The organism is Ruegeria sp. CJ6, assembly GCF_056536665.1.
Genome location: NZ_JBQFQB010000002.1, coordinates 1 through 21356 on the forward strand (window position 1 = coordinate 1; position 21356 = coordinate 21356).

A 21356-nucleotide genomic window follows, 5' to 3' on the forward strand; every position below is an offset into this window, starting at 1 on the left:
CAAATCCTGCTCCCGCAACCAACTTTAGAAAATCCCAGAGCAGCCCGCGCAGACTACAATTGATCACCCCGATCAATTGCTTAACGATCAAGCACTTTATAGCGTCACGCCCTTAAATCGACGCGTGAGGAAGAATGGGAGAATAGGGATGACCCTGAATCTATCGCTCTACGTGCTTCTGATCCCAACCCATTAATGGCGCGATATTGGTATTCTTCACCAAGCGTTCCGATCGCTTAAGGCCAATGCCGCGTTCAAACGCAGTCTGTTGGCGTGAAAGCCCTATGATCAGCTTGATCCGTCTCGCAGCAGAGACGAATCAATCCGTGCGCTTCATTCCCATATTCAATCTCCTTTGCGGCAAAATGCCTTGAAAGGAGCGGCATCAACCAATCACACGTCCTAGTTTGTTCAAACCTGTAAAAGCAGTTTTGCGACGTCCAATAGTCCTGCCTGCCCAAAAAGCTCATCAGTGCTCGGTGCAGTATATGAGTTCATGGCATCTGGCTGCAAAGATGACCCTGCATCTAACCAATACCAGTGGTCTAGATTTAGTTTATTGGTATCAGCCGAAAAACCTTCGAAAATGTTCTTGACGTCAACACCTGACACCTTTGAAGTCGACTTACGCTGCATCATCGCGATTGCTCCGGCGACCAAGGCAGCAGCACCCGATGTGCCTCCAAATTCAGCATATAATCCCGAAGGATCGTCGCGCGCACTTTCTCGTTTCTTCACAGGGCCAGCGAATGTTCCTTCCACGTAGCCCCGCGGTCCTGGAACATCCAAGGAAAGCAACCGCTGTGAGGCAAATGAAATTTCAGGGATATCATCATAAGGTGGTTCGCGCTTTTTGTGCACGTTCTCTACCCAGAAGTCGCCTGCTGAAGCAGCGCGACGGTCCAAACGGATTTGGTACCGGTTATATACTTCTCCGTCATCTGAAGGTGCGACTACGGTCAGATCACCCGAGTAGTTGGAATAACCCGATCGGTAGCCGTTGTAATTGACGGCGCCTACTGAAATGACACCGTTTGCGGGATTGGATGACAAACTAGCCGGGTAAATCAGTTCACTCCTGCCCTCATTACCTGCGGCGCATACAACAGGCGTCTGCTTGCTTACCCATTCTATGACTTTCTCAAGTAGAGCCCAGGATTTTTGGATATCCAAAATATCTTCATGAACTTCTCCCGCCTTGCTTTTGTGAAGGCGGGTCTCTTCATCATCGTCAAAAGAGGTTGGATAGCCGGGCCAATACGAAGGGTCAGCGGCATCGCGCGGAAATAGAATGACATCCACACCTTTCGCTTCTGCATAAAGAAAGGCCGCTATCAGTTCTTCAGGGCTAGGAGATATTGAAGTTGTGATAGGAACTACTTTGCTTAGCGGGTCTACGCCAAAGTAAGGGGCAATATTACCCGCATTGCCGAACTGATCCAATTCATAACTGGTACCGCTCGTCAGGCCGGCACATCCAGTCCCGTGAGCGGCATACCGATCATCATAGGCATCGACGTAACGCTTGACGCCAAAACCGTTACTAATTCTGTTAATTATCTCGGTTTCTTCGGGGTCGAGACCAGGTATGACCAAAGCGCTGATTCCGGTCAAATGTTGTTCTGGTAGCTCGCGGTGTCTGTTTGTTGCAGGATATGCCGATAACTCCTCGTACTTTGCTCCATATGGGTGACTCGCTAAATCAATTGCGTCATTCCAAATAACTTGATCTGGAGGGGGAAGGGGGGCCTCTGGCGCTTCTAAGTTTGGATGATGCCGGGCCACCCCCATATCAATGAGGCCAATTTTTACATCCCGTCCTGCAAAATCCCATTCGACACCAGTTATCGTCGGGCAAACCTCACCAGATGAGGTGCCAGTTGGTACGGAAATCGCATTGATCGCCACCAGATGCCAAAGATAGTAGTAACGTTTATATAACTCATCGCCAACAGGCATTGGCTCACCTCCCCTTTGTAGCTATCCCAGCCATTCGTCCTGGGCTTCATCCATCAGTTCATCGAGAGCTTCTGTTAGATAAACCACTGTTTTCTTTGCGAGACTTCGTCCTGCAGCTGTATCACTTGGGTAGTGTAGACCTGCCCATTCTCGGTTCTCGGCAATACGCTGGGCGCGATGGAAAAGCGCTATCGTTCCCGGATGCTCTGGAACCAGCCGAGAGAACAGCTCTGCAATCGCGAATGATTGATAAGAATGGTTGGATGGATATGCAGCGTGATAGGGTACGGGGATGTAAGGACGGATAAGCGGCTGCACGATGTTTGGTCGAGGTCGGCTGAACCTATTCTTGTAAGTAAGGCCGATCTCGTTGGTGATTTCCAGCAGGATGACCATCAAGGCCTTCGTCGCATCAAATCCGCCCTGCTCGTCAATCCCTAAAGGGGTCAGGTAATCGTCAATTCCGAACTGCGCTTGCGCAACAATTTCGTCGCGACGGCGCACTTGATCTGGCTGTTTCAGTTGCTCCTGAAGCTCCAGCAGATGAGTGGTTTCGTTCAGGCTTTCATCGGGTCCTGGAGGTGGTAGAAGATCAATATTCTCCCAGATTTTCCCGAGAATACTTGTATCAATAGGAATGCCAATTTTACAGAGATCACGCATTTCGCGCCACCCAAATGAGGCATCGCTCCCACCGAAATCGAACTCAGTGCGGTTTCTGTTTCTATTTCGATTCCTATTTCTGTTTCTATTTCGATTCCTGTTTCTATTGCGGTTTCTATTTCTGTTGCGGTTCAGGGCAAAGGATGAAGACTGACCCATCGCGATTACAGCGGCTCCGAGTGCAGACCGGCTTCCAATTTCTGTGGCAACCGAATTAGCTACTTGTTCGTTCCGCTGAAGACGATCTACCAGAGTCATCTCATCAAAAAACAAATTCAATTTTTCAAGTGTTGGATCATCAATTATGTCGTCCTTGATCTCACGAATCGCATTGATGTACGCCCAGAATGTTTGCTGCTGTTCGTCATAGATTAGCGATACAAGTTCATCCCTATTTCGCTCAGGATTGTCCTCTGCGCCCAAGTTCGCCAGCTTTAAAACTTTACACGAAATCAATTCCCCACGCCGAACGAGCATACCGAAGTTGTTGAGAAAACTAACGTAATTCAATGAATCCCCCTCCCTTGATCGAAATACTAAATTTGTTTTGGTAGCCCGATACGGCTCAGACCATCCTCCATAAGTTTTGCGCTGAAGCGGGTTGGAACCGGAAACCAGTCTTCTCGAATACTTGTGAGAGACATGTCTGGCTCCAATTCGACAAGTCGATGTAACGCTTTCTCACCTTTGGTGTGATCGCCCAAGTGACCGTAAGATGCCGCCAGATAGCGCATAACTGCTTTAAACTGTGGTTGTACCGCCATTACGTTTTCGCCAAATTTGACGGCTTGTTCGAAGTCGCCATTTACCAACGAAGCTACGCAGCTTGCGCCGTCGAATAGATGACGATAAGGGCTGTGCCGTCCGATAACCCTAGCTTTGTTCGCGGCCTCCACTGCAAGCCTCGGACGATCGGTATAGCAATAGAGCATCGCAGCAGAATCCCAACACATTGCACGATATGGGCTCAGCTCCAGGGCTCTGTCAGAAAGGTCCTGAGCAATCGAAAACTCGCGGAACACGTAGGAATAGACGTGAGCGACAAGCCCTAAAACGGTCCCGTTATCTGCGTCAGCTTCGACTGCTCGCCTCGCAAGCTCTCGTGCTCTTTCTTCAAGCTCAATGTCCCACGTTCCGTAACGTTCGCCGATTTGGAACGTCGTAAAATATGCTAGCCAGGCCAAGTAAACAGGCTTGGGGTCGATTTCGTAGGCTGCCAATATGTCTGCCTGCAAATGGTCCAAACCGGGTCCGGACATTGTTAGCAAGTGATGGACTGCGGAGATCGCCGTCTTTGCAGCATGATGGGCAGCGGGGTCGCGCATATGACGCCCGTTCACCAATGCCGTGAGGAGCGCATCGGTAGCGTAGCTTACAAAAGCTGCAACGCTGGAGGTTGAGAGCCCAAGAAAGTCGCCCTGATCAGCCACCACATTCTGATTCCAAATAACTTTCCGGTCCTCGGGGCGCATTGCAGTGACAGAAACTTGAAGCATGCTTTCGCAGGCTGACGCTCTGCACTGAAGAAACAAGTCGGGACCAACACCGTGACTGGGGCTAGAGTTGTATGGCCCGGGCACGTTCGGGGTGCGATAGTCCTGAACAATCAGGGCCTCGGTTTCCGAAAGAGATTTTGATAGCTGCTCTGCGACGATATTTGCTACGAAAGAGGCTTTTTCCGATCCCGCTCCCACATCTGAGGCTAGAAGGCCAATTACGAAATTTGTTCTCGTAGTTTCTACCCATGATGCATTAGGCGTTGGCTGAGTTGTGAGATCGGTTTTACTTACTAGACTAGTACCATCTTGGTTGATGCATCGAACCGCAGACCGTTGATGCTGGAGCCAATCCATGAAAGCAGCACTGCGGCATTTGAAACCCTCCAACAGCCTATTGTTTGATGGTTCTGCTGTTGGCTCTGTTACGTCTATTTCCAACTCTTGTTGATTGAGGTAAATGAGATCTTTGTCGCGAACTAGACTGATTAGGGTTGCCAAACCGGTGTGTTCATTGGTGGCGTCGACGAGCCGCTCCAATAAAGCAGACCTTTCAGAAGTAGACTGGTCCTCCCAAATAATTTCGCCAGCCCGATGCGCTGAAAAAACACCTTGAGAGCAAGCTAAGAGCGAGAGAAGCATTGTCTGCTCGTTGCTTAGGTCCAGCAAAGTGTTTTGGGAGCCCCAATACTTCGGATACCCAATCAATTCGAGACGGGCCTTTGTCAGCGACCCTTGGTCCGAAACTCTGATCACCTTGAATAACTCGAGAGAGTTTCCCAGATTTTTTAGTGTTGGGTAGCCGATGGAGACAAACCGAAAGTCGTTTCCACCCCGAAGCGAATTTCGGACCGCACTGGAGACCAGGACGTCACCGGCCGATCCAGCACTTTCGATACGGGCCGCAGTGTTCACGGTGTTCCCTATGATTTGGCGGTCTATTTCAAATGTATCACCAACATGTACACCGATCCTGAACCCGCGATCATAGTTTCCGACTTGTTCAGAAAGAGTTTCCTGTACCCTCAACGAGGCTTCTACCGCGACTGAAACACTTCTGAATGTCGCGCAAAAACCATCACCAGCAATACCCGTGACTTCACCTCCAAGTGCGACCACTACTTCACTGGCTAGATTCAGATCCGCGCGAATAGTGGATAGGGTTCGCATTTCAGTTTCGCGAACCGCTAACGAGTACCCACATGCATCAATGAACACGATGGCCATTAGGCGGGCTTCGGGTGTTTTAGTCTTGGAAAACTTTGTCTGGTCTACCCCATATCTTGACCTCAAAGTAAATAGATTAAATGTTTCTAATGCCTAAAATTCGACACCCTGATCGATTGTTTTAAATAAAAATAACCCCACAGCTAGGGTCAGTAGTACACTAATCTCAGTAACTCGTCGACATTAAACGCGCTCGACATTTGCAATTGAGAACGCAGGTATTTGTTAAGTTCCAGATATAAATAAATAAATTTAGTGGTGGGTGATATGAACTGATACTTTCCGGTCATTGGTAGGTGTTAAAGAGGGAAAGCTTCCGCATTACTTCATAAGTGCTTGATTCCGGTGAATAAGAATGAAACGCACCGTCGCAGCGCGAGATAAGGATGCACATTAAGAGGTCAAAGAGTGAATGCCACTTGAATATCGACAAAAGGCGTTTCTTGACATCTTGTCATTGGCTTCAATTTTTGCATCAACACGTACCAAGACTTCAAGCGCTGCTAATTCATCTTTCTCTATGACAACACAACGGTAAAACCCAAGCGTCGTGTTATAATTGAATTAGATCTTTGGATTTCTACCAATTGAAGCATTGTACTATATTTCGTCAAAATGGATGCTTATCAGTTGAAGTATATTGAACTAACCTAGAACTCCCTCGTTTTTGTTTACAACAAATTTTGCTCCCAAGGTTTGATGACTTGACCCGTTCTCTGGAACGAAGGATGCGCGATGGGCACAGATGGGGAAGCAAGATGCATTCCAGTTTAAAGTGTCAGTTCAGTAGCTCGGGAAGTGCCCATCCAGTGTTGGCCGTGCTATTTGGTTGAAGCTTGATGAGGCTATCCCTCATCCAATGAGAGGTATCGTAGTTTCTGCTGAGAAGGACACCATGCAGCGATGGTCCGCTTATCGAGCCATCTTCATAGGTGGAGAGAGTGACGTCATAGAGTTATCTTTCGAATTCAAACTCTCATCACTGAGCACCTTCGAAGTGCAGGGTTCTCAGTGGCCCCGAGAATCTTTCCGAAACATCTTGTTTCCAATTCACGAACTAAGAGTTTCGAATTTAGCCGTGGACACATTTTTGCCATAATGCCATCCTGCCACAGAGGGCGGCATGTCTTTATTTTTAGCACTTTCTAGTTTTTCCAACTGGATTTGAGGGGGTTACCTAGTTCGATATGCCGCCCCACGAGCAATCTTCTGATCGTCCAATGAATGAAGCGCATTCTCGGTGGCGTTGATACAATGCGCGTTCAAACCTTTTGTATCGCGCATCTGGGTGTAGTTATGGTGTACCTCGACAGCGCCATTAGTTTCTATGGGCGCAGTTTCAGGTATCTTTCCATTGATCGTTGCACGCCGAATGATGTGCAATCGGCGATGCAGAGGTGCAACAGGTCAAGATAGAAATGCCATCAAAACGACCCCAACTAACGTCCTGAGAGCGGTATCTGAGCAAGTAAGCGCTACCTGGATAGCAAGTTTCCGCAACGTAAACATAAGCTCACTTTTCGCCTTTCAAGACTTGCTCTATGCCGGGTGCAGCATTCCGGTGGGGGCCGATATGAAACTCAGTGCGTTGGAAATCCTTTGCGTCATTTTGGCAAGTGTTGTGGCAGTGGCTGGTTTTGCCGGAGCCGTGAATGCGCTTGTTTCAGCGATCTAATGTAGCACCGCAAAGCTGTAGGGCCTTTAAGCGCATGTTGTCGCGCTCGTGACAACTGTTCTCTAGGGGTGCCGAAGGCTTTACGATAAGGTTATGAAATTAAACAATTAAAGAAATACCATACACTTCTTTGTCGTCCATCGGTGACGCCGTCGTCGCGCAAAGTGAACAGGTCTAAAGCCCGCTTCGTCCAAATCTCGCGATAGCGGTATTAGATTGAAAGCGTCGCCTCGTATTCCATCTAGCAGAGGGGTTGGCGAGGGGGTCGAGCCAACCCCTCTGAAGGGGATACACGGATCAGTGAAAGTGGTCCGTTGAGCTCAGGTTATGCGATGCGTGTAGGCCCGTATATTGGGGGTTCCCCGTAGTTGGGAAAATTAATCTTTCAGACACATTCCGGACATCTCGCCCAGATACCAAAACGATACGGCGCGCCTAGAAGATGTCTGATGATTTCTTGAGGGGGTACGAGTTTGGCGCGTCGTACCTTGACCCTCATTCAGTTTCCCAAAGCATTATATGAGGTTGATGACGGTGCCCTGTTTCAGGGATGCATCTGCTGCATCGGCCAGAACCTGCGCGCGCAGCCCATCGATGATACCGGGCGCAAGCTGTCCTGATCCGGACACGGCGGCAACGAAGTGGGCCATCTCGGCCTGATAGGCGCCCTCATAGCGTTCAAGAAAGAAATGCTGTGCGGGGGCTTTGCGGAAACCTGACGGAGTCGCGACTTCAACGGCGTTTTCCAGCATGTTTTCAGCCCTCAACATGCCTTTTTCACCATGCACCTCGATGCGCTGATCATAGCCATAGCTGGCGCGGCGCGAGTTGGAGATCTGGCAAATCTTGCCACTGGCTGTCGTCAGGGTTACGGCTGCGGTGTCGACGTCTCCGGCTTTGCCGATCTCGGGATCGACGAGCGATGATCCAACAGCGTAAACGATGATAGGTTCTTCGCCCAGCAAGAAACGTGCCATATCCAAGTCATGAATCATCATATCGCGGAACAACCCACCCGAGCTTTCGATATAGCTGATCGGTGGCGGCGAGGGGTCGCGGGACAGAATGGTAACAATTTCGACCGCGCCGATCTCACCTTCGGCGATGCGGGATTGAATATTGGCAAAGCTCGGATCAAAGCGGCGGTTGAAGGCCGTCATGAAGGGCACGCCGGTGGCTTCGACCACCTTGATGCAATCGCGGATGCGGTCAGCGGACATGTCCACCGGCTTTTCGCAGAAGATCGCTTTGCCGGCATTCGCCGCTTTATGGATCAGATCGTAGTGGGTGTCGGTCGGAGTACCGATGACGACAGCATCGACATCTTTGCTTTCGATCAGTTCGTCCGCCGACAGGATCTGTGCGCCAGTTTTGTCGGCCAGCATCTGAGCCGGTTCTGTGAATGCGTCCGCCACTGCGCTCACCCGTGCGCCATCAATCTGCCCGATCGAGCGCGCATGAACCTGACCGATCCGCCCGCATCCCAATAGCCCAATATTCAGCATGTCATGCCCCTTTGAACGCTTTCAGTACTCGGCGCGTCGCCTCGACCACCGGTTCATGTGTATCTTTCAGTATTTGAACGCGGTCGAACCTGTCCGGATCGGCATTCACGGCCGTTCGCAGGGCATTCCCAAAGGCCATTCGCAGCTCGGTCCCGATGTTAAATTTGCAGATTTTCGATCCGCGCGCCAGCGCAGCACGTTGCGCAACCGGCACGCCCGAGCCGCCATGGATCACCAGAGGTATCTCGGTCACGGCTTCGATGGCGCGGATACGGGTCTCGTCCAGACCGCCCTCTTTGTTCTGCTGCAAGTGGACGTTGCCGACCGAGATCGCCATTGCATCCACGCTGGTCTCTCGGGCGAATTGCGCGGCTTCCGCCGGGTCGGTTCCGTCCGAACCTTCACCACCCGAATAGCCGACAAAACCGATTTCACCCTCGCAGGAGACACCAGCGGCATGGGCCATCTCGGCAATTGCAGTGGTCTCGGCGATATTCTGTTCCAAAGGCTTGCGTGAGCCGTCAAACATGACAGAGGTGAAGCCGCTGTCGATGGCGATGTGGCATTCGTCATGGGTGTAGCCATGGTCCAGATGCGCCACGACGGGCACGCTGGCACATTCGGCCAGATGGCGGAACATCTTGCCCAGAACCGGCAGCGGCGTGTGTTCGCGGCATGATGGGCCGGCTTGCAGGATGATCGGTACGCCTTCGGCTTCGGCAGCGGCCACGTAGGCACGCATATCCTCCCAGCCCAGCGTCACCAACCCGGCCACAGCATAGCCGTCGCGCAGCGCGGGTTGCAGCACGTCCGATAATGTCACAAGGCTCATTTGAACTTGGCCACCATGTCCATAATGCCCGGGATCGTATGCAGCTGGGCTGCATGGGTCGGTTGGAAATACTGCTTCAGCGAGCGCTGACTGAGCCCGCCGAGGATGGTGAAATAGTACATTTCATACCCCGGCAAAACTGCGCAGGGGTGATAGCCCTTGTCCAGCAGGATCGTCGAGCCATCCATGATGTGATAGGCATCACCCGGCTTGTTGTCTTCGCGCTGCAGCATCTGGACGCCAGAACCATAGTTGGGCCGGAAGCGGAAATTATAGGTTTCGTCATGGCGGGTTTCGATCATTTCGCCATCGTCGCTTTTGCGGTCGGTGTCATGTTTGTGGCTGGGAAAGCCAGACCAGCCGCCCTGACCCACGGTATAAAGTTCAGACACCAGCAAGCGGCCGACCTTGTCGTGATGGTTCGCGCCCAGAATGTGTTTGATTTTTCGATGGGTTTTGGTGTCGTCCGATCCATACTGCACCAGATCCAGTTCGGGTACGCGGACATCAAAGGGTTCAAGCACACGGTCGAATTTTGCGCCCGCGATGAAGGTTTCGGTTTCATCCGTCATGCAGGTTATTCGAACCTTGGCGCCGACGGGAACGTATACGCCCTCGGGCTCGCCATCCCAGACGTCGATGGCGCGGTTGCCAAGGTTGGTATAGATCGCGCCGTCCACATCGACATCCACGGTACCGGTGGCGGGCACGATGCAGGTCTCATAGCCCGGTACGGCATATTCGAACACCTCGCCCTTTTTCAGTTTGACGATGTTGAAATAGTTTAGCGGCACCAGATCATGGTCGGCATCGACGATAGGTTTGTTCTGGTTGTCATGGGGCGCGATATGCATCTGCGGCTCCTTTCAGGTATCGGTTGGGCCCGGGTGTTGGGCCAGAAATTCGTCAAGTTCGGGCGTCGTCGGCATGGCCCCGGCGCAGCCGGGTTTCGACACGACGATCGACGCGCAGGCCGAACCGCGCAGCACCGCATCGCGCAGGTCATGCCCCGCAGCGATCGAGGCCAGCAGTCCGGCCAGAAAACTGTCGCCTGCGCCGTTGGGCTTCACGGCGGTAACGGGGTAGATGCCGGTGCGGACCTCTTGCCCGTCTGCCAGCGTAATGGCCCCCTCATGGCCCATCTTGTAGATCACCATCTTGCCGTTGGCCGCCAATTCGCGGGCCTTGTCTAAACCTTTTTCGATGCCGCCCGCCATAAAGCCGAACTCTTCATCATTGCCAACGATCAGATCGCTTTCATTCCCTGCGCGGGTCAGAACCTCTGAGGCGACTTCGGGTGATGGCCAACTATAGGGGCGGTAATCGATGTCGAAGATCACCGGCAGACCTGAGGCGCGCGCATTTTCAAATGCGCGGAAGGTGGCCGAGCGTGAGGGTTCCGCAGCAAACACCGTGCCCGCCGTGATCAGGGCTGAGAAGGCGCTGTAGTCGACCTCATCCATATCCGCCTCGTTCACCTCAAAATCAGCGGCACCGTTGCGGTAGATAACGTTCTGGAAATCTTCGATACAACTTTCGTAGACAGCCAAGGACGTACGCGCCTCGCCACCCACAGCTCGGACATATCTCGTTTCAACGCCATAGTCGCGCAGCCGGTTCACACAGAACCGCCCCACGGCATCATCCGAGACCGAGGTGACCAGCGCCGCTTGCGATCCCAGCTTCACCAGTCCGGCGCAGATATTGGCGCTTGATCCGCCCAGATCGGCGCGAAACAACTGTGCGTCTTCGCTTTTGGTTCCGACCGGATCCGCAAACATGTCCATTCCGGCCCTGCCGAACACGGCAAAGCGGTTACCTTTTATACCTTCAATCAGAGTCACGTGCGCCCCTCGGTATTGCCTGCCCGCGCGGCATCCAGCACCTCGGGGTAGGGATAATTCAGGCCCAGCAACTGCCGCAGATCGGGACTTGCCTGATCAAGGAAATCCTGCGGTAGCGCAGCGGGCATATCTTCCATCGGTTTAACCCATTTGGGCAGATACTGGATCAGGATCGCGCTGCGGTCGTGATCCGCTTTGTTCGGCATCGCGCAATGCCACGTTACGCCATAGAACAGAGCAACATCGCCAGGCTCACCGGTCATCTGCTCGCATTTGTCATAGAACTTGTCTTCGGGCGTGGGATAACGAAGCTCTTTCTGCGATCCGGGTACATAGCCGGTCGCGCCGCTTTCCTTGGTGAACGGGTCCAGCAAAACCGAGACCTGTGCATTCATCGGAAATGATCCATTCAGACCGACGGGATGCGTTTCGGGGCTGTGAAAGTCCCAATAGGGATAGTCGACATGCGGCTCCTGCCCCGGCCCGCCCGGCAGGATGCGATTGGCAGCGATCGAGCCCATGATGAACTCGGTCCCCAGAAACTTGCGGAGGATCTTCATCAGAACCGGATGCGCAGCCATGCGTGAAAACACGTCGCCCTTGGCCAACAGATTCCAGACCCGCCGCTGCAGGTTCAGTTTGCCAACCTCTTCCGCAGCGCCTTGGAAATGGGTCACTTTCTCGGCCGCTGTTTCGGATTCGGCCATGACGATGGCACGTGCCTCGGCGATCACTTCAGGGGTGAAAAGGCCCGAGATTGCGACGACTCCATCACCGTTCAGCAATTCATCCACAATGACGTCTGGGTCAGCCGTTTCTGCCTTGAACCGTTTCATCAGATGCCCTTGCGTTGTTTTTCGCGGGTCGATTCCCATTCGACATGGGCATCACGAACCCTCTCGTCAGCCGAAGTGTGGGGTGTTCCAACCTCCCACCATGCATGGCCTTCAGTGGTCCAGCCTTCATAGGCGTCCACGTCCATCACAATCACATAAGTCTTGTCGCTGGCCTTGGCGCGCTTGAACGCTTCGGCCAGTTCTGCCGGGTTCGCGACCTTTTCGCTGGTGGCCCCCATCGAGGCCGCGTGGGCCGCGAAATCAACGCCAAAGGCTTCGGGGATGGTGGGGCAGTCTTCCAGCAGGTTGTTGAAGCTTTCGTTGCCTGTGTTGTTCTGCAGCTTGTTGATGACTGCAAAACCGCCATTGTCCAGCACCAGAACAATCATCTTTTTGCGGCTCAGAACCGAGGAATAGATGTCCGAGTTCAGCATCAGATATGAGCCATCACCGCAAAACGTAATCGTGTCCTTATCCGGCTCACGCTCAGATTGGGCAATGCGCGCGCCCCAAGCGCCTGCGATCTCATAGCCCATGCAGGAGAATCCGAACTCAACATCAACGGTGCCAATATCCAGCGTGCGCCAGTTGGCGGTGACTTCAGCGGGCAGACCTCCGGCAGCGGCGACCACGCGGTCACGCGAGTCACAGAGTTCGTTCACAACGCCGATGGCCTGAGCATAGGAATTTGGACGGTTCCCGTAAGACACATTCTCAGCCACGTAGGCATCCCAATTGCGGCGCTCGTCTTGCGCCAGTGAAACCCAATCGGATGCAGCCGTGTAGTCAATTGCCTGTGTTAGAGCCTGAATTGAAAGCTTGGCATCCCCAACAACTGGTAAGGACATGTGCTTACCCGCATCATGCCGCGCAGCATTGATCGAGATGAACTGAGCGTCTTTGGCAAAGGCGGTCCACGATCCGGTGGTAAAATCCTGCAGCCGCGTGCCAACAGCGACGATCACATCGGCTTGCTCCGCAATTGCGTTGGCACTGTCCGATCCAGTGACGCCGATCGGGCCAATGTTCAGCGGGTGGGTCGCCAGCATATTGGCGCGGCCCGCGATGGTTTCGACGACCGGGATCTGAAGCTTTTCGGCGAATTCGGTCAGCTCGGTCACGGCTTTGGAATACTGCACGCCCCCACCCGCGATGATCATCGGGCGTTTCGCGCTTGCCAACGCGGTAGCGGCATCGGCGATTTCATCCGCATCGGGAGATTGGCGACGAATGCGATGCACTTTTTTCTCAAAGAACTTCACCGGGTAATCATAGGTCCAACCCTGCACATCCTGTGGCAACCCGAGGAACGCCGGCCCGCAATCGCCCGGGTCCAGCATTGTCGCTATAGCGGCGGGCAGAGATTGAATGACCTGTGCCGGATGCGTGATGCGATCCCAATAGCGGCTGACCGGTTTGAAGGCGTCATTCACACCAAACGTCGGGTCATAGTAGTTCTCCATCTGCTGCAGAACCGGATCCGGTAAGCGGGTGATGAACGTGTCCCCGCACAACATCAGCATTGGCAGCCGGTTCGCATGGGCCAGTCCAGCAGCAGTCAACAGATTCGCAGTGCCGGGGCCTGCGCTAGCGGTGCAGAACATGAATCGCTGACGCAGCCATTGCTTGGCATAGCCCGCGGCGGCGAACCCCATGCTCTGTTCATTCTGCCCGCGATACAACGGCAGCTCATCCCGGACAGTATTCAGTGCCTCGCCCAGGCAGGTCACATTGCCATGACCAAAAATCCCGAAGCCCCCACCACATAGGCGATATTCCTGACCATCGATCTCGATGAACTGGTGCGACAGCCAGCGAATGATCGCCTGCGCCGTTGTCAGGTAAACAGTGTCGTGTTGCGCGGACATGTCTGCGGGCTCCTTTAGGAAAATTATGATGCAGTGCCGAATGCAGCTTGCGAGAGTCCTATTCTCACGATACAAGTTTTGCAACCGGTTGCAAATGGTTTTCAAGAAAAAGCGAGGGAGGACGTCGGAATGGCAGAGATCGGCATTGGCATTCTAGGCGGCGGATATATGGGCAAGGCCCATGCGGTCGCCATGTCCTCGGTTGGGGCGGTGTTCAACACGGCCTTGCGACCACGGTTAGAGATGGTGTGCGCCTCGTCACCGGAAAGCGCTGAGCGGTATCGTCAGGCCTATGGATTCGCGCGCTCGACGAATGACTGGCGTGTGTTGGTGAACGACCCGAAGGTCGAGGCCGTTGTGATCGCCACGCCTCCGGAAACACATCGCGAGATCGCTCAGGCAGCGTTTGCGCTGGGCAAACCTGTGCTGTGTGAAAAGCCTTTGGGCGCGTCGCTGGAGGATGGTGCGGCGATGTCAGCAGCGGCCGAGGCCTCGGGCTTGGCCAACATGGTTGGTTTTAACTATATCCGCACCCCGGCCAGCCAATACGCTCGCGCTCTGATAGCCGAAGGAGAGATCGGCGACATCACATGGTTTCGGGGTGAGCATACCGAAGATTTCTACGCGCACCCTCAAGCCCCGGCAACCTGGCGTACAACAGGAATGTCGAACGGAACGATGGGTGATCTTGCGCCTCATATGATCAATGCCGCACTGGCTTTGATCGGCCCGATTTCACGCGTGATGGCCGAGGTCGAAACCGTGCACAATAGCCGCCCGGGTGGCGAAGTTGACAATGACGACCACGCTCAGATGATGGTGCGGTTCGCGAACGGAGCAATGGGATCGATCTATATCAGTCGAATCGCGACTGGGCGCAAGATGGGCTATGCCTATGAGATCAGTGGCACCAAGGGTGCGATCCGCTTTGATCAGGAAGACCAGAACGTTTTGTGGCTCTACCGTATGGAGGGTCCCGAAGCTGAGCGTGGCTTTCGTAAGATCCTGACCGGCCCTGCGCACCCGGACTATGAGCCGTTCTGTCAAGGGCCGGGCCATGGCACGGGCTATCAGGATCAGATCATCATCGAGGCGCGAGATTTCCTGCGCGCGATCGAGACAGGTAAACCGGTCTGGCCGACCTTCCACGACGGGCATGAGGTCAACCGGGTCGTCGCTGCGGCATTGGCATCGTCAGCGGATGAAAGCTGGAAAAATATCGAAGATTTCTGAGCATCGGAGACAAGACAAGATGAGCATCAGAATTGGCAATGCGCCCTGTTCCTGGGGCGTGGAATTTGCGCAGGACCCGCGCAATCCGCATTGGAAAACCGTTCTCAGCGAATGCGCTGCGGCCGGGTATAAGGGTATCGAATTGGGCCCGGTGGGCTTCATGCCCGAAGACCCTGCGGTGCTGGCCGATGCGCTGGCCGAGCATGATCTTGAACTGATCGGCGGCGTTGTGTTCCGCAACTATCACGACCCCGACGCGTGGGAAGACGTGCTGGACGCCACCCACCGCACCGCTCGCGCATTGAAAGCGCATGGGGCGAAGCACATGGTGCTGATCGATGCGATCTCACCCCGCCGCGCGCCAACCGCTGGTCGCGCCGATGAGGCTGAGCAGATGGACAAGGCCGAGTGGACGGCGTTCCGGGATCGGATTTCTGAAAGCGCGCGGATCGGGTCCGAGGAATACGGGCTGACCGTTGGGATGCACGCTCATGCTGCGGGCTTCATGGACTTTGAACCTGAACTTATCCGTTTGCTGGACGAGGTCGATGAAAGCCTTCTTAAAATTTGCTTCGATACGGGGCATCACTCTTATGCCGGGTTCGATCCGGTCGGCTTCATGAAGCGCTACGTTGATCGGATCTCGTACATGCACTTCAAGGATATCTCTCCGACAGTGAAAGCGGATGTAATTGCCAATCGGACGGGCTTCTATGATGCTTGCGGGCAGGGGATTTTCTGCAATCTGGGCGACGGCGACGTGGACTTTCCGACCGTTCGCCAGGTGCTGCTGGACGCTGGTTTCACAGGATGGTGCACGGTCGAGCAGGATTGCGACCCAACGCTCGACCCTGATCCTGTAGGGGACGCGCGGAAGAATCGTGAATACCTTGAATCAATTGGTTTCAGTTAAGGAGGTCCAGACCATGACCAAGCTGAAATGGGGCATGATCGGAGGCGGCGAAGGTAGCCAGATCGGACCGGCGCACCGGTTGGGGGCGCTGGCGGACGGGCATTTCCAATTCACCGCCGGAGCGCTGGATCACAGGCCTGACATTGGTCGCGAATACGCCCAACGATTGGGTATCGCGGCAGACCGAGCCTACGGCGACTGGACCGAGATGCTGGAAGGTGAGCGCGGGCGCGAGGATCGGATTGATCTGGTCACTGTAGCCACTCCAAATGCGACGCATTTCGAGATCACCAAAGCGTACCTTGAGGCCGGGTTCAACGTGCTGTGCGAAAAGCCCATGACCATGACGGTGGAAGAGGGCGAAGAGATTGTCAAAGTCGCCGAGAAATCAGGGAAGATTTGCGCGGTAAACTACTGTTACTCGGCTTATCCGATGGTGCGTCAGGCTCGCGCGATGGTGCGCGCAGGTGAGATCGGCAAAATCCGTCTGGTCGTTACCAATTTCAGTCACGGCCATCACGGAGACGCCACTGATGCTGACAATCCACGCGTGCGCTGGCGCTATGATCCTGCGATGGCGGGTGTTTCCGGGCAGTTCGCTGATTGCGGTATCCACGCGATGCACATGGCCGGATTCATTGCGGATGATGAGGTTGAGACCCTGTCTGCAGATTTTGCTTCAACCATTGGCAGCCGTGAACTTGAAGATGATGCCATGGTCAACTTCCGCACGACAAAAGGCGCTGTTGGCCGGTTGTGGACCTCTTCGGTCGCCATCGGTCGGCAGCACGGGTTCGACATTCAGGTGTTCGGAGAAACCGGCGGTCTTCGATGGGCGTCGGAGCAGCCGAACCAGCTTATCTACACGCCTGTTGGTGGTCGCCTGCAGATCATAGAAAAAGGCGAAGGCGGGCTGCATGAAGACGCGCAACGACTCAGCCGGGTGGCGATTGCGCATCCCGAAGGGTTCCCGTTGGCGGTTGCGAATATCTATTGCGATCTCGCAGATGCAATTGCCGGGGAAACCCGCGACGGCTTGCCCAATGCGGCAGACGGCGTGCGGTCGATGGCGGCTGTGCATACAGCGGTCGAGTCGGCGAAACAGGGCAGCGCGTGGATGGATGCCCGGCCACCGATGTTTCGTTAACTCTCAGATACGGGGCGCAATGTGCCCCGTTCCACCACCGAGCATGGGAATATCCGTGCCTCCGGATATCGGTCGGGTTCGTTCAGGGTTGCCACCATCAGCTCGATCGAAGAACTCACGATTTGCCGGATCGGCTGATGGATGGTGGTGAGATCAATATTCTCCCACCGTGCCATTTCCATGTCGTTCAGGCCGATGATGCCGATGTCTTCGGGCACCTTTAGGCCACTATCCAGAATCGCGGACAACACCCCGATGGACAACACGTCATCGCCGCAGAAATATGCATCAGCCCGCTCAGATTGGAGCAAGCGTAGCATTTCCTGACGACCTGCATCGAATGAGTAAGCCTCAGCAAACGAGCAGGTCACATCAATGCTAGGATGCCGGGCCATCTCTGACATGAAGCCCGCATGGCGATCCTGAGTCGAGGTCGCCGCCTCGGGCCCGCCTAGAAAGGCTACTTTCGTATAACCACGCGCGACCAGCTCGCGGGCCGCCATGCGTCCGCATTCCACATTGTCGATCCCGACCACATGAACCTGCGGTGAAGAGGATGACCGGCCAAAGCTGTGCACCACTGGTACGCCAGCATCCCGAAACGCTTTTGCGAACCCGGGCGGCAAGGTCGACGACGCTACGACAACGCCATCGACCGAATATTGGCGCAGCATTCGTACCGAATTTTCGGGTTCAACCTCGTCGGTCAGATTCACCAGCAACGGGCGCAGGCCTCGGTCCTGCAGCCCCCGGGTAAAGAGGTCGAAAACTTCAAGAAAAATCGGGTTGTGGAAGTTGTTCGAGACCAGCCCGATCAGCTTAGTTCGGCCTGTGGTCAGAGATGAAGCCAGTGCATTTGGGCTGTATCCCAGCTCACGCGCGGCCTTCTCGACTTTTCGGCGCATCTTGTCGGATACCGAGGCCCCATCGGTGAAAGTGCGCGACACCGCCGAACGTGAAACGCCGGCGCGTTCTGCAACCTCTTTCAATGTGACAGCCATGATCCGTCTGACCTTCCTGCGTTTAGTGGCAGTCCTTTTACCTGTATTCTTTGGCAGATACAGTATGAAACACATCTGACACCGTTTGCAACCGGTTGCAAAATTTTGACAGATATGCTCTAACTCGAGTCGGAGAGGTGCGAAGGACTGCCTCAATCCGCGATAACATGAGTTTTGGGAGGACATCATGACTTCACTGACGAAGAAGTTGGCGCTGGCGGCGGCGGTAGCTGCGACGCCTCTGATCGCAGCCACGGGCGCTGCGGCGGAAGGTGAGAAATACATTCTGGTCAGCCACGCGCCAGACAGCGACAGCTGGTGGAACACGATCAAGAACGGCATCGCGCTGGCAGGCGACCAGATGGGTGTCGAAGTCGAATACCGCAATCCGCCCACTGGCGACCTTGCTGATATGGCGCGGATTATCGATCAGGCGGCTGCTTCGGGTCCGAACGGGATCATTACCACGTTGGCGGATTATGATGTGCTGAGCGGACCGATCAAATCAGCGGTTGATGCGGGCGTTGATGTCATCATCATGAACACTGGTACGCCGGATCAGGCACGGGAAGTTGGTGCCCTGATGTATGTGGGTCAGCCCGAATATGATGCCGGATTTGCTGCAGGCCAGCGCGCCAAGGGTGACGGCATCGGCTCGTTCCTTTGTGTGAACCACTATATCGTTCAGCCCTCAAGCCAGGAACGTTGTCAGGGCTTTGCAGACGGCTTGGGCATTGAACTGGGTGATCAGATGATCGACGCCGGCCAGGACCCAGCCGAGATCAAGAACCGCGTGCTGGCCTATCTGTCGGCGAACCCGGATACTGATGCGGTTCTGACACTGGGTCCAACCTCGGCTGATCCGACAATTCTGGCGCTGGAAGAAAATGGTATGGCCGGTGACATCTATTTCGGCACCTTCGATCTGGGTGGTGAGATTGTCAAAGGCATCAAGTCTGGCGTGATCCAGTGGGGAATTGATCAGCAGCCCTTCCTGCAGGCTTACCTGCCGGTTGTTGTGATGACCAACTACCACCGCTATGGCGTTTTGCCGGGCAACAACATCAATTCGGGTCCCGGCTTCGTAACTGCTGATGGTCTGACCAAGATCGAAGAATTTGCTGGCGAGTACCGCTGATTCTTACAGCGCGGGCGCCCCGCCAAAGCGGCGCCCGCCAACAACTATCTGACGCAAAATCACTGCTTAACTCGGAGGGGCGTTCTAATGAGCGAGTCTGCTCAAAACACGGCTGTAACCGACGAACGGATTAAAGAAATATCGCCGCTGCGCAAGGCCTTGATCCGGCCTGAACTCGGCGGGATGGTTGGCACCGTTGCCGTCTTCACCTTCTTTCTTTTGTTCGCTTTTGATAGCGGCATGTTCAACGCACAGGGCATGATGAACTGGTCGGTTGTCTCGGCGCAGTTCATGATCATCGCCGTAGGTGCGTGCCTTCTGATGATTGCCGGTGAGTTTGACCTGTCAGTCGGGTCGATGATTGGCTTTTCGGGCATGATGATCGCAATTTTTTCGGTCACGCTGGCGTGGCCGGTCTGGATGGCGATTCTCGTCACGTTTGCAATGGCGGTGGCAATCGGCGCGCTGAACGGTTGGATCGTGATCCGGACTGGTTTGCCCAGCTTTATCGTAACGCTGGCCTTTCTGTTCATTTTGCGCGGCTTTACAATCTTCCTGCCGCAGGTGATCGAGCGCAAAACTATTATCGGCGGTGTGAAAGACGCAGCCGAAGGCGATTGGCTGGCGCCGATCTTTGGTGGTAAAATTTTGCAGGGATTGTTCCAATGGCTCGGGGATGCCGGGATCATCGCCGTATTCGAGCGTGGCACCCGCGCCGGTCAGCCAGTTGTGGATGGTATTCCAATGCTGATCGTCTGGGCGATCGCACTGATCATCTTTGGTCACGTGCTGCTGACCAAAACGCGGTTCGGCAACTGGATCTTCGCCTCGGGCGGGGATGCTGAGGCGGCGCGCAACTCGGGTGTGCCTGTGAACCGGGTCAAGATTCTGATGTTTATGTTCACGGCCTTCTGCGCCACCGTCTTTGCGGTCTGTCAGGTGATGGAGTTCGGATCGGCTGGTGCTGACCGGGGTCTGCTAAAAGAGTTCGAGGCGATCATCGCCGTGGTCATCGGCGGCGCGCTTCTGACCGGAGGATACGGCTCGGTACTGGGCGCGGCGCTGGGCGCGTTGATCTTTGGCGTGGTGCAACAGGGGTTGTTCTTTGCCGGTGTCGAAAGCTCGCTGTTCCGGGTCTTCCTAGGGGTGATCCTGCTTGGGGCTGTGATCCTCAACACCTATATCCGCCGCATCATCACGGGGGAGCGTTGATATGAATCCCGAACATGAACCCATCATCCAGATGAAAAACATCGAAAAGCACTTCGGCAGCGTGATCGCGCTGGCGGGTGTCTCGGTGGACGTGTTCCCCGGTGAATGCCACTGCCTTCTCGGCGACAACGGTGCGGGAAAGTCGACCTTCATCAAGACCATGTCGGGCGTGCACCAGCCCACCCACGGAGAAATTCTGTTCGAAGGCCACCCCATGCATTTCGCCGACCCGCGTGATGCCATCGAGGCCGGGATCGCAACCGTACACCAGCATCTGGCCATGATCCCGTTGATGTCGGTCTCGCGCAACTTCTTCATGGGCAATGAGCCGGTAAAGAAGGTCGGACCTCTTCACTTTTTTGATCATGACTATGCCAACAAGGTCACGATGGAAGAGATGAAGAAAATGGGGATAAACCTGCGCGGCCCTGATCAGGCGGTGGGCACGCTGTCAGGTGGTGAACGCCAGACCGTCGCCATCGCGCGGGCGGTGCATTTCGGGGCGAAGGTTCTGATCTTGGATGAACCGACCTCGGCCCTTGGGGTGCGCCAAACAGCCAACGTTCTGGCGACCATCGACAAGGTGCGCAAGCAGGGGATCGCGGTGGTCTTCATTACTCACAACGTCCGCCATGCACTGGCGGTTGGTGACAGGTTCACGGTTCTCAATCGCGGGCAGACGCTGGGTACGGCGCAGCGTGGCCAGATCACCCCGGAAGAGCTGCAGGACCTGATGGCCGGTGGTCAGGAGATGGTCGAGCTTGAAGGCAGTCTGGGCGGAACCGTCTGATACTTTTTTGCCCCGCT

At 54.7% G+C, this 21356-nt stretch carries 16 protein-coding genes; 6 read left to right on the top strand and 10 right to left on the bottom strand.

Going from position 1 to position 21356, the window contains the following annotated elements; translation table 11 throughout:
- Nucleotides 1-411 precede the first annotated feature (411 nt).
- The 9 genes from ACR0BT_RS05685 to iolD all read right to left on the bottom strand — a co-directional run bounded on the left by ACR0BT_RS05685 (nucleotide 412) and on the right by iolD (nucleotide 13905).
- Nucleotides 412-1959 carry a S8 family serine peptidase gene (locus tag ACR0BT_RS05685; protein ID WP_480762695.1) on the bottom strand — a complete coding sequence of 516 codons (1548 nt, stop codon included), beginning with the start codon at nucleotides 1957-1959 and terminating at the stop codon, nucleotides 412-414.
- 21 nt (nucleotides 1960-1980) lie between these two features.
- A complete protein-coding gene (locus ACR0BT_RS05690) occupies nucleotides 1981-3132 on the bottom strand; it encodes a phosphatase PAP2 family protein (protein WP_170395034.1) in 1152 nt (383 codons plus the stop codon).
- A 26-nt stretch (nucleotides 3133-3158) separates the two neighbouring features.
- Complete coding sequence (locus ACR0BT_RS05695) at nucleotides 3159-5345, bottom strand: adenylate/guanylate cyclase domain-containing protein (RefSeq protein ID WP_480762696.1); 2187 nt, start codon at nucleotides 5343-5345, stop codon at nucleotides 3159-3161.
- 2190 nt (nucleotides 5346-7535) lie between these two features.
- Nucleotides 7536-8525 carry an inositol 2-dehydrogenase gene (iolG, locus tag ACR0BT_RS05700; protein ID WP_480762697.1) on the bottom strand — a complete coding sequence of 330 codons (990 nt, stop codon included), beginning with the start codon at nucleotides 8523-8525 and terminating at the stop codon, nucleotides 7536-7538.
- Between the two features lies 1 nt (nucleotide 8526).
- Entirely contained in the window at nucleotides 8527-9357 is an 831-nt protein-coding gene (locus tag ACR0BT_RS05705) for a class II fructose-bisphosphate aldolase (protein WP_480568970.1), read from the bottom strand.
- Nucleotides 9354-10211 carry a 5-deoxy-glucuronate isomerase gene (locus tag ACR0BT_RS05710; protein WP_170408595.1) on the bottom strand — a complete coding sequence of 286 codons (858 nt, stop codon included), beginning with the start codon at nucleotides 10209-10211 and terminating at the stop codon, nucleotides 9354-9356. Before ACR0BT_RS05710 ends, ACR0BT_RS05705 begins: the two co-directional genes overlap by 4 nt.
- A gap of 12 nt (nucleotides 10212-10223) precedes the next feature.
- Entirely contained in the window at nucleotides 10224-11201 is a 978-nt protein-coding gene (iolC, locus tag ACR0BT_RS05715; protein WP_480762698.1) for a 5-dehydro-2-deoxygluconokinase, read from the bottom strand.
- Complete coding sequence (locus ACR0BT_RS05720; protein WP_480762699.1) at nucleotides 11198-12037, bottom strand: phytanoyl-CoA dioxygenase family protein; 840 nt, start codon at nucleotides 12035-12037, stop codon at nucleotides 11198-11200. Before ACR0BT_RS05720 ends, iolC begins: the two co-directional genes overlap by 4 nt.
- Nucleotides 12037-13905 carry a 3D-(3,5/4)-trihydroxycyclohexane-1,2-dione acylhydrolase (decyclizing) gene (iolD, locus tag ACR0BT_RS05725; protein WP_480762700.1) on the bottom strand — a complete coding sequence of 623 codons (1869 nt, stop codon included), beginning with the start codon at nucleotides 13903-13905 and terminating at the stop codon, nucleotides 12037-12039. The genes ACR0BT_RS05720 and iolD overlap by 1 nt, the downstream gene beginning before the upstream one ends.
- Nucleotides 13906-14034: 129 nt before the next feature.
- On the opposite strand from iolD, the gene ACR0BT_RS05730 reads away from it, so the two are divergent.
- The 3 genes from ACR0BT_RS05730 to ACR0BT_RS05740 are packed head-to-tail and all read left to right on the top strand — an operon-like array spanning nucleotide 14035 to nucleotide 17198.
- Nucleotides 14035-15138, top strand: a complete 1104-nt coding sequence (locus tag ACR0BT_RS05730; protein ID WP_170566823.1) for a Gfo/Idh/MocA family protein — start codon at nucleotides 14035-14037, stop codon at nucleotides 15136-15138.
- A gap of 19 nt (nucleotides 15139-15157) precedes the next feature.
- Nucleotides 15158-16051 (top strand): TIM barrel protein, encoded by an 894-nt coding sequence (locus tag ACR0BT_RS05735; protein WP_480762701.1) that lies wholly within the window; start codon nucleotides 15158-15160, stop codon nucleotides 16049-16051.
- A 13-nt stretch (nucleotides 16052-16064) separates the two neighbouring features.
- Nucleotides 16065-17198, top strand: coding sequence for a Gfo/Idh/MocA family protein (locus ACR0BT_RS05740; protein ID WP_170408589.1), 1134 nt, complete (start codon nucleotides 16065-16067; stop codon nucleotides 17196-17198).
- Here the strand turns inward: ACR0BT_RS05740 and ACR0BT_RS05745 are convergent.
- Complete coding sequence (locus ACR0BT_RS05745; protein WP_170395012.1) at nucleotides 17195-18199, bottom strand: LacI family DNA-binding transcriptional regulator; 1005 nt, start codon at nucleotides 18197-18199, stop codon at nucleotides 17195-17197. The two genes, ACR0BT_RS05740 and ACR0BT_RS05745, sit on opposite strands and share 4 nt — an antisense overlap.
- Nucleotides 18200-18386: 187 nt before the next feature.
- Between ACR0BT_RS05745 and ACR0BT_RS05750 the strand changes: the two genes are divergently transcribed.
- From ACR0BT_RS05750 to ACR0BT_RS05760, 3 genes are all read left to right on the top strand, one after another.
- Nucleotides 18387-19337: a sugar ABC transporter substrate-binding protein gene (locus ACR0BT_RS05750; RefSeq protein WP_170395010.1), complete on the top strand. Its 951-nt coding sequence runs from the start codon at nucleotides 18387-18389 to the stop codon at nucleotides 19335-19337.
- 87 nt (nucleotides 19338-19424) lie between these two features.
- Nucleotides 19425-20549: an ABC transporter permease gene (locus tag ACR0BT_RS05755; RefSeq protein WP_170408588.1), complete on the top strand. Its 1125-nt coding sequence runs from the start codon at nucleotides 19425-19427 to the stop codon at nucleotides 20547-20549.
- A 1-nt stretch (nucleotide 20550) separates the two neighbouring features.
- Nucleotides 20551-21339, top strand: a complete 789-nt coding sequence (locus ACR0BT_RS05760) for an ATP-binding cassette domain-containing protein (RefSeq protein ID WP_170395006.1) — start codon at nucleotides 20551-20553, stop codon at nucleotides 21337-21339.
- The last annotated feature ends 17 nt before the right edge of the window (nucleotides 21340-21356 follow it).